The 13,273-nt window shown below is 38.6% G+C and carries 23 protein-coding genes; 13 read left to right on the top strand and 10 right to left on the bottom strand.

The genetic code is table 11. The features are described from left to right. Positions 1–200: 200 nt before the first annotated feature. Both FPQ13_RS12405 and FPQ13_RS12400 read right to left on the bottom strand, forming a co-directional pair. Entirely contained in the window at positions 201–398 is a 198-nt protein-coding gene (locus FPQ13_RS12405; RefSeq protein ID WP_144089640.1) for a cold-shock protein, read from the bottom strand. Positions 399–633: 235 nt separating this feature from the next. Further along, a complete protein-coding gene (locus tag FPQ13_RS12400) occupies positions 634–1,779 on the bottom strand; it encodes a conserved virulence factor C family protein (protein WP_144089642.1) in 1,146 nt (381 codons plus the stop codon). Between the two features lie 227 nt (positions 1,780–2,006). Here FPQ13_RS12400 and FPQ13_RS12395 point away from each other — a divergent pair, with 227 nt between their 5' ends. The 3 genes from FPQ13_RS12395 (at position 2,007) to FPQ13_RS12385 (ending at position 3,846) form a co-directional block, all read left to right on the top strand. Next, a complete protein-coding gene (locus FPQ13_RS12395; RefSeq protein ID WP_144089639.1) occupies positions 2,007–2,264 on the top strand; it encodes a hypothetical protein in 258 nt (85 codons plus the stop codon). 14 nt (positions 2,265–2,278) lie between these two features. Then, positions 2,279–2,938 carry a phosphatase PAP2 family protein gene (locus FPQ13_RS12390; RefSeq protein WP_144089638.1) on the top strand — a complete coding sequence of 220 codons (660 nt, stop codon included), beginning with the start codon at positions 2,279–2,281 and terminating at the stop codon, positions 2,936–2,938. 83 nt (positions 2,939–3,021) lie between these two features. Then, positions 3,022–3,846: a GNAT family N-acetyltransferase gene (locus FPQ13_RS12385; RefSeq protein ID WP_144089637.1), complete on the top strand. Its 825-nt coding sequence runs from the start codon at positions 3,022–3,024 to the stop codon at positions 3,844–3,846. On the opposite strand, the gene FPQ13_RS12380 is transcribed toward FPQ13_RS12385, so the two are convergent. Next, positions 3,843–4,112, bottom strand: coding sequence for a hypothetical protein (locus FPQ13_RS12380; protein ID WP_144089636.1), 270 nt, complete (start codon positions 4,110–4,112; stop codon positions 3,843–3,845). The genes FPQ13_RS12385 and FPQ13_RS12380 overlap by 4 nt on opposite strands. 94 nt (positions 4,113–4,206) lie before the next feature. Between FPQ13_RS12380 and FPQ13_RS12375 the strand changes: the two genes are divergently transcribed. The 3 genes from FPQ13_RS12375 to FPQ13_RS12370 are packed head-to-tail and all read left to right on the top strand — an operon-like array spanning position 4,207 to position 5,171. Continuing rightward, positions 4,207–4,653 (top strand): hypothetical protein, encoded by a 447-nt coding sequence (locus FPQ13_RS12375; RefSeq protein ID WP_144089635.1) that lies wholly within the window; start codon positions 4,207–4,209, stop codon positions 4,651–4,653. 14 nt (positions 4,654–4,667) lie between these two features. After that, entirely contained in the window at positions 4,668–4,844 is a 177-nt protein-coding gene (locus tag FPQ13_RS13580) for a hypothetical protein (protein ID WP_186279683.1), read from the top strand. Between the two features lie 54 nt (positions 4,845–4,898). Next, positions 4,899–5,171: a GNAT family N-acetyltransferase gene (locus tag FPQ13_RS12370; RefSeq protein WP_144089634.1), complete on the top strand. Its 273-nt coding sequence runs from the start codon at positions 4,899–4,901 to the stop codon at positions 5,169–5,171. A 46-nt stretch (positions 5,172–5,217) separates the two neighbouring features. Here FPQ13_RS12370 and FPQ13_RS12365 read toward each other — a convergent pair whose 3' ends face one another. Both FPQ13_RS12365 and FPQ13_RS12360 read right to left on the bottom strand, forming a co-directional pair. After that, entirely contained in the window at positions 5,218–5,529 is a 312-nt protein-coding gene (locus FPQ13_RS12365) for a YfzA family protein (RefSeq protein ID WP_144089633.1), read from the bottom strand. Positions 5,530–5,552: 23 nt separating this feature from the next. Next, the gene (locus FPQ13_RS12360) at positions 5,553–6,173 is read right to left on the bottom strand and encodes an NUDIX hydrolase (protein ID WP_144089632.1); all 621 of its coding nucleotides are present in this window, start codon (positions 6,171–6,173) and stop codon (positions 5,553–5,555) included. Between the two features lie 100 nt (positions 6,174–6,273). Here FPQ13_RS12360 and FPQ13_RS13575 point away from each other — a divergent pair, with 100 nt between their 5' ends. Beyond that, positions 6,274–6,432 carry a hypothetical protein gene (locus tag FPQ13_RS13575; protein ID WP_186279682.1) on the top strand — a complete coding sequence of 53 codons (159 nt, stop codon included), beginning with the start codon at positions 6,274–6,276 and terminating at the stop codon, positions 6,430–6,432. Positions 6,433–6,731: 299 nt separating this feature from the next. Here the strand turns inward: FPQ13_RS13575 and FPQ13_RS13570 are convergent, their stop codons facing one another. Then, the gene (locus FPQ13_RS13570; protein ID WP_186279681.1) at positions 6,732–6,896 is read right to left on the bottom strand and encodes a hypothetical protein; all 165 of its coding nucleotides are present in this window, start codon (positions 6,894–6,896) and stop codon (positions 6,732–6,734) included. A 197-nt stretch (positions 6,897–7,093) separates the two neighbouring features. Between FPQ13_RS13570 and FPQ13_RS12355 the strand changes: the two genes are divergently transcribed. The 4 genes from FPQ13_RS12355 to FPQ13_RS12340 are packed head-to-tail and all read left to right on the top strand — an operon-like array spanning position 7,094 to position 8,493. Next, on the top strand, positions 7,094–7,303 hold the full coding sequence (locus tag FPQ13_RS12355; protein ID WP_144089631.1) for a helix-turn-helix transcriptional regulator: 210 nt from the start codon (positions 7,094–7,096) through the stop codon (positions 7,301–7,303). An 11-nt stretch (positions 7,304–7,314) separates the two neighbouring features. Next, positions 7,315–7,605 carry a hypothetical protein gene (locus FPQ13_RS12350; protein ID WP_144089630.1) on the top strand — a complete coding sequence of 97 codons (291 nt, stop codon included), beginning with the start codon at positions 7,315–7,317 and terminating at the stop codon, positions 7,603–7,605. Positions 7,606–7,624: 19 nt separating this feature from the next. Next, complete coding sequence (locus FPQ13_RS12345) at positions 7,625–8,266, top strand: alpha/beta fold hydrolase (protein ID WP_144089629.1); 642 nt, start codon at positions 7,625–7,627, stop codon at positions 8,264–8,266. Then, the gene (locus FPQ13_RS12340; protein ID WP_144089628.1) at positions 8,263–8,493 is read left to right on the top strand and encodes a hypothetical protein; all 231 of its coding nucleotides are present in this window, start codon (positions 8,263–8,265) and stop codon (positions 8,491–8,493) included. The genes FPQ13_RS12345 and FPQ13_RS12340 overlap by 4 nt, the downstream gene beginning before the upstream one ends. 42 nt (positions 8,494–8,535) lie before the next feature. Here FPQ13_RS12340 and FPQ13_RS12335 read toward each other — a convergent pair whose 3' ends face one another. The 4 genes from FPQ13_RS12335 to FPQ13_RS12320 all read right to left on the bottom strand — a co-directional run bounded on the left by FPQ13_RS12335 (position 8,536) and on the right by FPQ13_RS12320 (position 11,963). Next, on the bottom strand, positions 8,536–9,048 hold the full coding sequence (locus FPQ13_RS12335; protein ID WP_144089627.1) for a sigma-70 family RNA polymerase sigma factor: 513 nt from the start codon (positions 9,046–9,048) through the stop codon (positions 8,536–8,538). A 307-nt stretch (positions 9,049–9,355) separates the two neighbouring features. Continuing rightward, on the bottom strand, positions 9,356–10,048 hold the full coding sequence (gerQ, locus tag FPQ13_RS14010) for a spore coat protein GerQ (RefSeq protein ID WP_377862693.1): 693 nt from the start codon (positions 10,046–10,048) through the stop codon (positions 9,356–9,358). Positions 10,049–10,277: 229 nt separating this feature from the next. Continuing rightward, a complete protein-coding gene (hemQ, locus tag FPQ13_RS12325) occupies positions 10,278–11,027 on the bottom strand; it encodes a hydrogen peroxide-dependent heme synthase (protein WP_144089626.1) in 750 nt (249 codons plus the stop codon). Between the two features lie 114 nt (positions 11,028–11,141). Beyond that, positions 11,142–11,963 carry a lipoate--protein ligase family protein gene (locus FPQ13_RS12320; RefSeq protein WP_144089625.1) on the bottom strand — a complete coding sequence of 274 codons (822 nt, stop codon included), beginning with the start codon at positions 11,961–11,963 and terminating at the stop codon, positions 11,142–11,144. A 111-nt stretch (positions 11,964–12,074) separates the two neighbouring features. Here FPQ13_RS12320 and FPQ13_RS12315 point away from each other — a divergent pair, with 111 nt between their 5' ends. Together FPQ13_RS12315 and FPQ13_RS12310 are read left to right on the top strand one after the other, a co-directional pair. Then, entirely contained in the window at positions 12,075–13,073 is a 999-nt protein-coding gene (locus tag FPQ13_RS12315) for a nuclease-related domain-containing protein (RefSeq protein WP_144089624.1), read from the top strand. Between the two features lie 15 nt (positions 13,074–13,088). After that, on the top strand, positions 13,089–13,273 hold a 185-nt coding region (locus tag FPQ13_RS12310; RefSeq protein ID WP_144089623.1), incomplete at its 3' end, for a hypothetical protein.

The raw sequence follows: 13,273 nt of genomic DNA, 5'->3' as shown, positions 1-13,273 counted from the left end.
GCGGTGGGCAAGCACTCATTTAAGTATCGAGACGCACGGAAGACAAGCAAATCTTGAAGCTTCCCACTTCTATCAACAGTCAAACCTCAACGATCAACAATCAACCAACCGCTAACAATATAATCTGTTCATTTTTATATTTTTAACCAAAATAAAAAGCCCTTCTGTCACCAGAAGAGCTTTTCACTAATTCAATTGAATTATTTTACAACGTTAGTTGCTTGTGGTCCACGGTTGCCTTCTTCGATATCGAAAGTAACTTGTTGACCTTCTTCTAAAGTTTTGAAACCTTCGCCTTGAATTGCTGAGAAGTGTACGAATACATCGTCTCCACCTTCAACTTCGATAAAACCGAAGCCTTTGTCTGCGTTAAACCATTTTACTGAACCTGTGTTCATAGAAATTCCTCCGTTGTGCATTTTTGCACGAGTATTACTTTGGTTGTTCTTATAATAATTCAAGACGATGTTCTACCTCGTAAGATGAAACCTGGATCTTGTATTGCTAGCCGAACAATTAAGTTAAACTTAGTATACCACGGGTTATTTAAAAAAGATACCATTTTCTGTATTGATTAGAAAAAAGTTTATCTAAATCATTAAATAAGCCTTTTAAAATAGGCTATATCGTTGATTAATTTTTATTTTTTTTCTCGATCATTTCACTCATCTGCTTCCAAATGGAGCCTTTTGCAGCTTCTCCACCTTGGATTCGGCCGAGTGCCATTTTTGCTTGCATGCGCACTTCAAATTCCGGGTCTTCCAATGCTTTCTCTAAAGCGGGGATGGCTGATTCATCGCCGTATTCGTATAAAAACATGGCGCCTCGCCAGCGGACAATGCGACTTTTATCTTCTAACGTTTCAATCATGACAGGAATCGCTTCTGTAAATCCGATATCAGACATGCAATCGCCGGCTGTACGTCGAACGGTAACTGTCTTATCTTTTAAGGCTTTCTCCAAATAAGGAAGGACTTCCTTTTCTTCAATCATTCCTAGATAAGCGGTTGCCAAGCGGCGGATCGACATTTTCGCATCATCCAACGCTTTATCCAACACTGGTAGATCTTCGACGGTCGGATCAGGCATACGTTCAAGCTTCCGGTAACGTTCTTTCCAATCGTCGACTTCTAAATCTTCTACCGTAATCGGCTCTGAAAAAACAGAGCGACCTGTAGTTTCATTCGCTTTTGCCATTTCAACAAGTCGATTCAAACGTTCTTCGTCATATGAAGCTTCAATTTCATCGACAATGTCCTGCCCGATTTCACCTGGTTTGCCGTAACGTGGATCTTGTTCAACCCATTTTCGTTCGGCTAAGTAATCCGCATTTTCAGAGGCTTCCATCGCAGCATGCATAAATCGCTGATCGAGCCCGAAGCGAGTCTCGCCTTCGTCATCTTCTAACTTAACTTGTACTGGGATATTTCGAAACATTTGGAAAAACACCTTGACCTCGCCGAAAGCGTCCTCTTCTGGTTGATCTGTTTGTCCAGTGCCAACCTGTTCATTGCTATCTTCTTCACCAAAAACTTCTTTTACTTGGGGTAGAATTTCTTCCCAAGGAACTTTTGGGTTTCTTTCCAACGCAATAAAATCAATAACGCGATAAAGATCTTTCACGCCTTCGATTGCAAAAAGTTTTTTGGCATATGTAGGTGCATCGGTTAAGTCATCACCTAATTTATAATTCTCCGTTTGACCATCTGGCAACGTTTCCGTCACATTAATTTTCATTGAATATGGACTTGGAGTCGGTTCAATGGATTTAATTTTCATCACAATCACCTCTCCTTCCATCTTAGCAAAAATCAATGCTGAAAAGCGAGTGTCCGCGTTAGTAAGGGCTAACTATCATATTCAATTTGGACGTACGATTACAATAAAAGATTACATAATAAAGAAATGTGGTAAATAGTTAATAAATATCGCATTGAGCAAATATATTTAAGAGCAGTTAATCATATTAGATATACATATGTTCATCGGAACCGGAGAGGATAACAATGGGAAATATACCAGCTTACCTTTTACTTAGCATTTATGTCATTTATTTGTTCGTTAGCCCGAAAACAATTATATTTTGGCCAATATTCTTCCTTATTGGTTTGGTTTATGCCGTTTATACGTTACATTACTGGAAAAAGCATCAAGGAACCTTTAATATATATGTTTCATTGGGGTTACTTGCTGCGAGTGTCGCACTGTTTGGTTTTACGTTTATGGATTATTTCATGAAGATGATTTTTTCATTAATCATCTAATAGGGTGATTTGCATTGTTTAAACAATTCCTTCAAAAAAACCTCATCTGGATTGTATTGGCCATTGTCTTCATCGGCGGGGCCTTTTTCTTGTTTGCTGAAATAGCAGAGGATATTTTTGAAAAAGAAAAATTCCAAATCGATCAGATGGCTTCTCAATTTGTCTTATCCATTCAATCAAATACACTGGATTCACTCTTTGGATTCATTACCGAATTAGGCGCGGTTTGGCTGATTACTACAGGGACAATCATCGTTGGGCTGATCTTGTTTTTTTATCCAAATAATCGCCTATGGCGCGTTTTTCATTTTGCTGTTACTATGATAGGGATTGCAGTTCTGACATCAGGTTTAAAAGAACTTTTCGAAAGAGAACGGCCAAATCTTATCGAGGAATATGACGGCACGGGATACAGCTTTCCAAGTGGACATTCGACAGGGCCGATGGCGTTTTATGGGTTTATTATTTATTTGATCATCCGAAGTCGATTTCCGTTGGCTGCCAAATGGATTGTTGGTGTAGTTCTAGGCATCCTGATTTTCTTGATTGGGTTCAGCCGTATCTATTTAGGCGTACACTATGCGAGTGATGTCATTGGTGGATTCTTACTCGGATTTGCCTGGCTTGCAACGAATGTTGCCATTTTGGAAATAAGAATTCAAAAAAATACATGAATCGAAGCTAAAAACTTGGAATTTTAATTCAGTTTAATACAATAAAAAGACATTACCTCAAGGGGGAAGAGGAGGGTTTTTACATGTTGACTCCAGATCAATTACGTTCGATCGATCGTTTAAAAATGCTTTCTGAGGAAGCAGATCAAGTTGAATTGAAGTTGGATTGGTACTTTTTAGTTGACCGCAAATCCGATGATGAGGATTTCTTTTATTATGAAGGTGGTCAATTGTTAGGGTACGCTGCACTTTATTATATTGGGGGAGCTTATGAATTAAGTGGTATGGTTCATCCCGAGCATCGTCAAAAAGGAATTTTCACGAAACTTTTAGATGAGGCTACTGAGGTTGTTCGTAAAAATGGTGTGGATACGATTTATATTAGTGCACCTGAAAATGCAAAGGACGCAGAGAAAACATTGGCTGAAATTGGCGCTAAATATGCATATTCAGAGTATGAGATGCGTTGGAAAGCAACTGAATTGCCTGCACAACAATTAGATGTCCAATTGCGTTTTGCAGAAAAGAAAGATTTCGATCGAATTGTCGAGCTTGACCGCGAAGCTTTCGGTTTAACACGCGAAGAAGCTGAAGGCATGACACGGATGTATAAAGAGGAACTGGCACATCGCCTTTATATGATTGAATATGAAGGAGAGTCGGTCGGTAAGATTCGTTTAAAATCAGAAGGACTTGAAAGTTATATTTTCGGGTTTGTGATTGATCCGAAATATCAAAAAATGGGTATTGGAAAAAGCGCTCTTATTGAAGTAGTCAGACAGGAAAAAGAAGATGGTCATTCTATTTTTGTAGAAGTGAATACGAAAAACGTTTCGATTGAAAACTTATATCAACCTGTCGGCTTTGAAATTTATCGAACACAGCATTTTTACAAATATGAAGTTTAATGCCGTTTGATAATTAGTTGCCAGCAATAACCGAGAATGACTCCTAAAATAGAATAGATAAACAGGAAGCGGCCGATCTCTAAAAAGACGGCTGCTTTTATTTGTATAAAGACAAGTAAGAGACATAAGAGCGAGAGGACCATCAATGGCGCAAACACAAATACGTATAGCTCAACCCAAATTTGGTTTTGAAGCTGAAGAAATCGGAGTATGCCGGTAAAAATCAGTATGATAATAAACACAATCGCATAATGAAGAAATGTCATGGTCAACACCTGCCTGTCTTACTTTCATTTTACGCAGGTGTTGCAGTAGTATGATAAGAGATGAAATGATTAAATTATGTTAGAGGTGGATTTTTTGGCTAAGCGAAAGGTCAATCTAGCAGTTGTCCTTGTGTTATATATGATTTTATTTTCCATTCCATTCTATTTGGACATTTATTATCAAACGTTTTATTATGTATTTATATCGACCTTATTCTTAGTTACGATGATTTTCGAGTTTGAAGAGAAGGCAGTAACCGAAGAAAGATTTTATCGGAAGTGGAAGAAAACGAGAAAAAGAGGCGTTGTCTTTTTTGCGTTGAAAGAGTGGTTGAAAACAATCGGATCAATCATCTTTTTCTTGGTTTTTGGAAAGATGATTGAAAGTGGCATCCCCTTCTTACAAGCATTACGTGAATATGCTGGGGTTTGGTGGCTTATTTTGTTACTAGGAACGATTCTAGCAATGATTCTCATCTTTGTTGGGTGGCATGAGAAAAATGAAAAATACATACGTATTCATTCAAAAATCAATACTTGAAAGGAGTATTCAAAATGAAGAATAAAGGGTCGCTTGCTGTTATTGTTATTTTGCTAGTTATTGTGATCGTCACACTATTTACTTACTTTATGTTCAATTATTTTAAAGAACAAGGAAAATTTGAAGAGAAATCGTCTGCGATCGAGTCAGTTGAAATGAATGTCGACCACACCATTGACATTGTGTTTTAAATTTCGAGTCGTTCGGGAATATTATAAAGAGACCGATCAAAGGGAGGCTTTTACATGGAGATTAAAAAAGGTGTTAATCAATTATTTATAGGTGAAGAGTCGAATCCAGATGCGCAAATTGTGTTTGAAGAAATCGATGCGAACACATTAGAAGTCACGCACACAGAGGTATCTGAATCAATGCAAGGCACTGGGACGGGTGGAAAGCTTGTCGATGCCATGGTTGATTACGCTCGTGAACAAGATAAGAAATTAGTAGCTTCTTGCCCATATGCGGATAAGAAGCTGGCAAAAAATGAAGCTTACCAAGACGTTTATAAAGGATAGCACTGCATTTGGCAGTGCTTTTTCTTTGTAATAGATTTATGCATTTTTAGTGCTGTTTATTTCGCTTCAATGAAAAAATGTCTGCTATTGCATTTACAAGTAAAACAATAATACATAAAAGTGTAGCCAGATTAAACCATGCAAAGTGAAAAGGGGCGAACCAGCTATTAAAAAGTTTTGATTCTTCCAGCCAATCTGCAGCCTTACCTGCTATGTGATCTGAATCATTTAAGTTTGGCTCAAAGATCGTTCCGTCAACAATAAAAAATATAATCAAAAAAACAAAAAATAGACTTACGGAGGAAATCCACCAGCTTAGCCGCTTTCGTTTAAAACGTCCTCTTTTTTGTTTTTCCACCGTTTTTCACTTCCCTTTTTTAGTTATCTCCGAATCCGAAAACGTTCGACAAAGTCGGCGACGATTAATGCGGTCAGTCCCCAGATAACGTAGTTTTTATAGTAATAAAAATTTTCACGGTACTGAACTTTTTGCCACTTATAATTCTTTCCGTTAGGTATGTCTTCAGTTGGAAACTTTTCATCCGGTTCGATATGCATATGAATATAATGGTCGATTGCAGGATTGTTTTTGAAGAAAGTAAAAGGAACTGTAAATACTTCTTCGACTTCTTCCGGGCTGAGTGTAAGGTTTAAATTGGATGGTAAAAAGCCGGTAAACACATGTAGTTTGACGCCAAAAGGTGTTGTGACCATACCAAGCTTTCGGATAAAAGAGACTTCGTCAGGATGAACCCCAATTTCTTCATGCATCTCTCTTAATGCAGCTTCTTGAGGTGTCTCTTTTAATTCAATTTTTCCGCCTGGCAGGCATACTTCACCAGGTTGTCTTCGCATATGCTGCGATCGAACTTCGAATAAAATATGTAATTCCTCTTCTTTTTCAATCAACGGCAGAATGACTGCATGCTCTCTCGTATTTGGCATTCCTAAGATATCAGGTTGGTGGGACTCGAGTCGTTGTAACAATTCTTCTTTCTTCATCACGATTCACTCCGGTTTTGTGTTACTCTAATTATAACAAGGAATTACAGGATATTCAGTTATACTGCTAATTATTCATATGATTGGAGTTGACGCGCGGATGATTCTCGCCTGGATTTTCACTCTAGCTATATTGTTTTTTGTGACCACAATCGTTTTTGAACATCGAAAAGGAAAAAATAAAGATCGATTCATGCTATCCGGTTACTATGCCATGGCAATTGCTTCTGTCGCGTGTCTGATTATTGTGCTGAAGTGAGTAAGGAGAGATGGCCTCGATGTTAATTTGCGTCTCTTCCTTAGGGATCCTTCAGTGTTAATTTGAGCGACTTCAGTGTTCATTCACGTATCTTCAGCGTTAATTTGTGTTTCTTCAGTGTTGAATAGCATATCTTCAGTGTTAACTTGCATTTCTTCAGCATTAATTCACGATTCTTCAATGTTAATTCTCACTTCTTCAACATTAATCCATATTCCTTCAATATAAAAATGTTTAGCAAGAAAAAAAGCACCGACTGAGGTCAGTGCTTAGCAATTGCGGACATAGTTATGGTGCACTTATGAAGCGGGGCTTTTTGTGTGAAATTGTTTCATCCATCGACTTAAGTAACCTTTGATAAAACGTCTCTTTCGTTTTGGCTTTGAAGCAACGTAAATTTGGCTACCATATTTTCTCTTCAATTCATTCAACCGCTCGATCTTTTCCATATGATTATTTAGCATTGATTTGACCTCCGTTTATTTGATTACCTTAATCTTAAAGAATTTTTCAAAATCGTTTAACAGGACAGCGATTGATTTTTATATACATCTCTAGGTGGAAGTCATCTCAGCCTTAATTATCTTTGCACGTTATGTAAAAAATAGTTTACTTTATGTAAAAAATACTATACTATAGTTATAGAAGGGTGGTGACGAGTTTGTTTGAAAGTGGTCAATTAACAAATCGTTTAGCCGTGTATCGCGCCCAAAAAGGTTATTCGCAACAAGATGTCGCGAAGAAAGTAGGGGTCAGTCGTCAAACGATTATTTCGATTGAAAAGAATCGTTACAATCCATCATTGAAATTAGCGTTTGAGCTGGCAAGGTTATTTGATGTTGGGGTGGAAGATATCTTTTTATACCAATAGGAGGGAAGAAGATGGGCTTTTTTGCATTGTTTTATGTCATTGTTTTCTTTTGGTCAGTCTATTATTCATTGAAATTCCAGTGGAGTTCAGAAGGTAAGGACGAGAGGGGACAAACGATTTTAAACCGGTCGTATAGTGTCGCTTTTCCGCTTATGCCGCTAGGTTGGTTAGTCATCGAGTTAATCAATGATCATGTATACTCAATGACGTACGATGGATATAGAGATGCGATATGGTTTTTGTTAACGGGTTTATTCATCTTGCATGCAGTAACCCTCTTAATCAGTCGGAGAACGGTTTAATTGTTAAAGGAGCATTATTATGAAAGTCATCTTAGTTCATGGGTTTTACAGAGATAAAAAAGATTTTTACTCGATGAAAAAAGATTTGGAGAATTGGGGCTATGAATGTTTGGTGCCAACGCTACCATTGACTTATCAAGAGTTTGACCGCAGTACAGTCGTATTAAAAGAATATATCCAAAAATATACGGATCCTAATGAGAAAATACATTTGGTAGGTCACAGTACTGGTGGATTGGTGATTCGTCATTTATTGATGGATGAAGACATCGTCCGCCAGGTTGGTAGAGCCGTGTTGATTGCGACGCCAAATCGAGGTAGCTATCTAGCAACTCTAGCAGGTCGAATGAAGTGGTATGTGTCGAGGTTCAGAACATTAAAGTCATTAGATAGAGCGTATATTGAACAGTTAAATATTGAGGCGCCGAATGGGGTAGAAATCGGTGCAATTGCAGGTACGAAGTCAAAAGGATTACTTGGTAGGCTCATTCGGGAAAAAAATGACGGAAAAGTCGAGTTGTCATCCGTTCCAATGGATGAATTCAAAGACTTTATCATACTACCTTATCATCATCTGGAAATACATCATCAGAGCCGAACAGCAAGCCTCGTCAATCAATTTTTGGAAAATGGCCAGTTTAAAGGAGGTTCGGATAGATGATCTGGATTAAAGCACAGAATGGTGAATCGTTGCTTCAAGTGAATCAGCTACTGATGAAAGGTAAAAAGATTGAAGGGATTATTCATTGGCACCCGATGCAAAAGTGGAGTGAAATCGTTGGTAAGTATGAGTCTGCTGAACGTGCTCAGGAAGTGCTGGATGACATTTTTTGCACGATGGAAGAGAGTAAGGGCCATTTTGTAACGTATACGATGCCTGCACAATGAGGAAGAAGCATCCAACTCGACATGTTTGGATGCTTTTTTATTTTAAGATTCCTCCTCTAATAGCGTCTTTAATTTCTTTTTGACTTCTTTTCCCCAACCTTTTACAGCGTCAACTGTTGTATTTTCAAGTGCGGCAATATCTTTATACGCTCTGCCCTCGATGATTTTTCGACGAACAAAAATCCATTGTTTATCGGTCAAAGCATTTTGGATTCGTTCCCAGAAAAATGGATCAAATGTGTTAATCGATTCATCCGTATAAGCTGATTCACTGATGAGGTCAGTCGCTGTCTCTTTTTCTGCCCGACGATTTTTCTTCCGAATCAAGTCAATTAACCGGCTACGGATCGTTATGTAAGCCATTTTTCCAAAGGAATCTCGATCGCCATATCGTTGATAAGCATTCCATAAAGCTATTAAACCTTCTTGAAAAAATTCCCCTTGTGGATCTTGAATATTGTATTTATGGATTAAGTGATGAATCATTTTCTTATATTCCATAAATACAAGCTCAAATTCTACGTCTCTTTCTCGATTTCCCCCTTGCTGCAACATTTGAAAATTCTCCTCCTCAAAAGGAGACCGGTCTCTGCCCCATTTCACCGCTAGCGATTATAATTTACTTGAATATCCAACATTAGTAAAATTTCTGTTTTATTGTAAATCAAAAATTATTGGTTCAATAGAACATGTTCTATGAATGATTTATCGAAAATTGTAGATAAAAACTCAGAAATTCAGTCGACTTTCAAGTTTCTATAAATCTGTGCACTCATGAATAGAATCGTTAACACTATGGAAAAGGTGTGGAATTTTCATGAAAAAACCGTATCACTTATTCAAGTGATACGGGAAGGTTTGCTTAACCAAACGGATATTCATAATTCAATGGTTCATTGAACACGACATAGTCCAAGTAAATCATGAGAAGTAAGTACCAACGACCGCTTCGAGTGTCTTCAAGAACAATATGGTCACGCCCGGCTTCACGAACAATACCTCGAAAAACTTCCGCGTTCCATTCGTCATTGTTTTCAAATGTCATATAGATCGTTGCTGGTTTACCTCGATTCAAGCGTAAGATATTTTCGATATAGGATTGTTCTCTTGGAGCGACAGCACCTGGCATCCCGCCTTGAGGTGAATAAGTCAGTGTCATTGGTGCGCCGCCACCTTGAGGCATCCCCCCCGCTTGGAAGTTTGCTGGATTTTGATTCATTGGATCATACGGTTGACCATATTGCATAGAAGCTCCACCTTGCTGTTGATTTGGTTGTGGTGGTGGAGGGCTACCCCATCCACTTTGCCCCATACTGTGATTTCCAAATTGAGGGGGCTGATATAATCCTTGTTGTTGACTTCCTTGATTATACCAAGTTCCCGGTTGCTTCTTATCATGTGGCATCCATTTTTTAGCTCCGCTTTGTTGCTGATAATGCTCGTAAGCAGGTTGTTTATATGCAGGATTTTTCTTCTTGCCTTCCATACCACGTTGTTCCTGTTCACTCACCTTTTGTTCAGGCGCTTGCTGATCTTGTTTTGATTCATCCAACAATCATCGACCTCCTAAGAAGTATTGACTTAATAAGAACTTATTGGTGATGGCTAAGTAAGCATCACCTCACTCTTTTAGGCGTACCACTGTATCCATGTATATGTAGAGAATGCTAAAACATTCTTTTTTTAAGAAGAATTTTTATGTAGGAACATCATGTGGAGGTCAATGCAATTGAGGAAATAAAAAAGCATGTGAAATCGATAGCGATCTCACATGCGTATATTCATTATACAGAAAAAATGCTTTCTAAGTCGTCGCGTTCTTTACGGTGTCCAATATAGAAGGAACCGAATTCAGCGAAACGAGCACTGACTTCATCAAAACGCATTTCATAAATTAATTTTTTGAACTGAAGGACGTCATGTGCATAAAGCGTGACACCCCACTCCCAATCGTCAAAACCCATACTGCCAGTGATCATTTGACGTACTTTTCCGGCATATTTTCTGCCAGTCATGCCATGATCATACATCAAGCGAGCACGTTCATCGAATTCTTCAGCATACCAATTGTCCTCACCTGCGCGGCGCTTATCCATTGGATAGAAGCACACATGATTCCATTTCGGTAAAATAGGGTGGAGACGTGCCTGGATTTCTGGGTTGTTTTCCATATCTTCCGCTTTGGACATGTATGTTGATAATTCCACAACGGACACATATGAATAAGCAGGCTCTAAGTATTCTGCAAGTTTTGTTTTATTGAATTTTGTTTCTAATTCTGTCAGTTCTTCCATCGTCGGACGTAAATTCATGAAAAGCAAATCAGCTTTTTGTCCAACAATGGTATAAAAACCGAAGCTTCCGTTTTTTTCTTTTTCAATACCTTCCCAATCGCCCATCAATTGATTCAGCTCTTCTATCGCTTGTTTGCGTTCATCTTCAGAAGCTTTTTTCCAAGCGGACCAATTAACGGTACGAAAATCATGTAAACAATACCAACCATCTACTGTTTCTACTGCTTGAACTGCTGGCATGGTATGTCACTCCTTTTCTATAACATTATTTCACACAATTTCACTATAACATAATTGCCCTTCAGGTTAGAGTAAGAGCAACGAACGTTTTGTTACGATTGAAGCGTGTTATGTTTAGCTATTAATTTGTTCGTTTCTTTTTTTCATCATACTCAATCGTTTCTCAAACCACTCTGTTTCTTGTTCGTTAAGCACCTTTTTAGTGAGTTGAACACCATCGTCTGTAAGTTTTCGATTGATTTTGCTCACTAATCCTTCAACCGACATCGGTTTGTTGAGCACTTCCTCTAGTGTTACCATGACTTCCGGATTTACTTCGGGATAGGTGAATTTCGTGTCTTCGTTATTTTTACCGATTTGATAAAATTGGCGCACAAGTTCTGCCCGTTCAGAGCCGCTACCTTCAACAGCTAAATAAACTTGGACGGCGGTTCCTTCTTTTACACGACGTTGGGAAACACCCGCAAACTTTTTCCCGTTCACGCTTAGATCATAAGTCCCTGGACAGTAGGAATCTTCAATTTCATAAGCTTCAATTTTTATTGGCTCATCGTCAAAAATCCATTGAACAAACTCAACCATCGTTTCATAACCTTCGTGAATGTCGATATTTTTTCCATGCGGAAATATAAGCGATATATTCAAAATACCTTCATCTAAAATTACGGCAAGCCCGCCTGAATTTCGAATGATTACATCATGTTGTTGTGCCGTTAAATAGTCGACCGCTTCATTGATATTCGGTAAACGGCTATCCGGAATACCCAACACAGCAGTCGGACCGTGCACCCAAAACCGAATCCCGGCTTCATTATTTTCACTGGCAGCAATACAAAGGGTATCGTCCATCGCGAATGAAGCGAGAACATTTGATTCATTCGGATTGGTGTCATCCATCATCTGTAGTTGGTCAAACTGTAGTAATTTATGTTTCATCATTCAACTTCCTTTTCCATTAGCTACGCTCATTATAACAAATTCAGTACTTGTTTAATTGAAAGGCACAGATACAATAAAACTATATAATACTTGAAAGGAGACTATGTATTGATCATCAAACCTCATATTCCCACAATTTATTCCCTCATGCTAGAAAACCTCCTTAGAAGATTACCCGAAAACCATCCAACGTATGTGAAGCTGACTGATCGCTTCGGAAGAGAAAAAGCCGGCTTCCAAGGGGAGCAACGCCTCGATTACGCTCTCAGCAAACTCAATTTTAACCACTATACACTCCACGATATTCGCCTACCTTTTAACCGAACATTTTTCCAGCTTGATTCATTGATTGTGACACCACGCTTTTTATTGATGCTTGAAGTTAAAGCTTACCGGGGACAAGTCTTATCCCGAAATGATTTTTCGCAAACCATTCAACAACCACGTCCACATGAAACTGAAAAAATATATGACGACCCAATCGTCCAAGTAGAGGAACAAAAATTTCAATTCTCCACTTGGTTAGAGCATCAACGAATTCCTCTATTACCTATTGAAACACTCGTCGTCATGACACATCCGCATGTGATCCTCCAAGCCTCCGATCGAACAGATTACTTCCGTGACCGCGTCATTCCACTCAGCAAACTATCTAGTAAACTTCGAGAAATCAATCAAAAATACAAGCAAGAATTTATGAATCTTCGAGAATCTAAACATCTCGCGCAAAAAATCGCAAAAGCCCATACACCTTATACGCCAAACATTCTCGAGCGATGGAAACTTGAATTTGAAGAAATATTACCAGGCGTCTGCTGTCCTGAATGCACACACCTCGGCATGGAACGCAAAAATCGACGGTGGGAGTGCACTCGCTGCGGCCACCGCTCCATTGATGCACATCTCTCTGCGTTGAAAGATTACTATTTACTTGGAAATAAGACGATCACGAATCGGGAGTTTAGGGAGTTTGTTGGGCTGGAGTCTGAGAGTAGTGCGCGGTATATGTTGCAGAAATCATTAAAAAGCGCTGGTAAAACGAGTGCTAGCAAATATTTATTGGAATTTGATTATAGCAAGGATTTTATAAGACAAAAGAAGCGGTAGTTATTAAAAAATGTAATGATCTATACATCTAGCAGTTCAACTGATGAAATGAGTCTTCTGACTGCTGAAGTTAGCGTTGTGACTGCTGAAATTTGGGCTGATACTGCTGAAGTTAGCGTTGTGACTGCTGAAGTTTGGGCTGATACTGCTGAAGTTAGCGTTGATACTGCTGAAGTTTGGGCTGATACTGCTGAAGTTAG

It is taken from the genome of Allobacillus salarius, from assembly GCF_007559425.1.
Taxonomy (GTDB): domain Bacteria; phylum Bacillota; class Bacilli; order Bacillales; family Alkalibacillaceae; genus Allobacillus; species Allobacillus salarius.
Note: the sequence above shows the minus strand (reverse complement) of the source record. Positions and strands in the feature narration are given on the sequence as shown.

What these genes read in the sequence shown, in the direction of transcription:
- FPQ13_RS12405 (WP_144089640.1), bottom strand. Translation starts at nt 398, where the DNA reads ATGAACACAGGTTCAGTAAAATGGTTTAACGCAGACAAAGGCTTCGGT.
- FPQ13_RS12400 (WP_144089642.1), bottom strand. Translation starts at nt 1,779, where the DNA reads ATGAAAATTAAATCCATTGAACCGACTCCAAGTCCATATTCAATGAAA.
- FPQ13_RS12395 (WP_144089639.1), top strand. Translation starts at nt 2,007, where the DNA reads ATGGGAAATATACCAGCTTACCTTTTACTTAGCATTTATGTCATTTAT.
- FPQ13_RS12385 (WP_144089637.1), top strand. Translation starts at nt 3,022, where the DNA reads ATGTTGACTCCAGATCAATTACGTTCGATCGATCGTTTAAAAATGCTT.
- FPQ13_RS12380 (WP_144089636.1), bottom strand. Translation starts at nt 4,112, where the DNA reads ATGACATTTCTTCATTATGCGATTGTGTTTATTATCATACTGATTTTT.
- FPQ13_RS13580 (WP_186279683.1), top strand. Translation starts at nt 4,668, where the DNA reads ATGAAGAATAAAGGGTCGCTTGCTGTTATTGTTATTTTGCTAGTTATT.
- FPQ13_RS12370 (WP_144089634.1), top strand. Translation starts at nt 4,899, where the DNA reads ATGGAGATTAAAAAAGGTGTTAATCAATTATTTATAGGTGAAGAGTCG.
- FPQ13_RS12360 (WP_144089632.1), bottom strand. Translation starts at nt 6,173, where the DNA reads ATGAAGAAAGAAGAATTGTTACAACGACTCGAGTCCCACCAACCTGAT.
- FPQ13_RS13575 (WP_186279682.1), top strand. Translation starts at nt 6,274, where the DNA reads ATGATTCTCGCCTGGATTTTCACTCTAGCTATATTGTTTTTTGTGACC.
- FPQ13_RS13570 (WP_186279681.1), bottom strand. Translation starts at nt 6,896, where the DNA reads ATGCTAAATAATCATATGGAAAAGATCGAGCGGTTGAATGAATTGAAG.
- FPQ13_RS12350 (WP_144089630.1), top strand. Translation starts at nt 7,315, where the DNA reads ATGGGCTTTTTTGCATTGTTTTATGTCATTGTTTTCTTTTGGTCAGTC.
- FPQ13_RS12345 (WP_144089629.1), top strand. Translation starts at nt 7,625, where the DNA reads ATGAAAGTCATCTTAGTTCATGGGTTTTACAGAGATAAAAAAGATTTT.
- FPQ13_RS12340 (WP_144089628.1), top strand. Translation starts at nt 8,263, where the DNA reads ATGATCTGGATTAAAGCACAGAATGGTGAATCGTTGCTTCAAGTGAAT.
- FPQ13_RS12335 (WP_144089627.1), bottom strand. Translation starts at nt 9,048, where the DNA reads ATGTTGCAGCAAGGGGGAAATCGAGAAAGAGACGTAGAATTTGAGCTT.
- hemQ (WP_144089626.1), bottom strand. Translation starts at nt 11,027, where the DNA reads ATGCCAGCAGTTCAAGCAGTAGAAACAGTAGATGGTTGGTATTGTTTA.
- FPQ13_RS12320 (WP_144089625.1), bottom strand. Translation starts at nt 11,963, where the DNA reads ATGAAACATAAATTACTACAGTTTGACCAACTACAGATGATGGATGAC.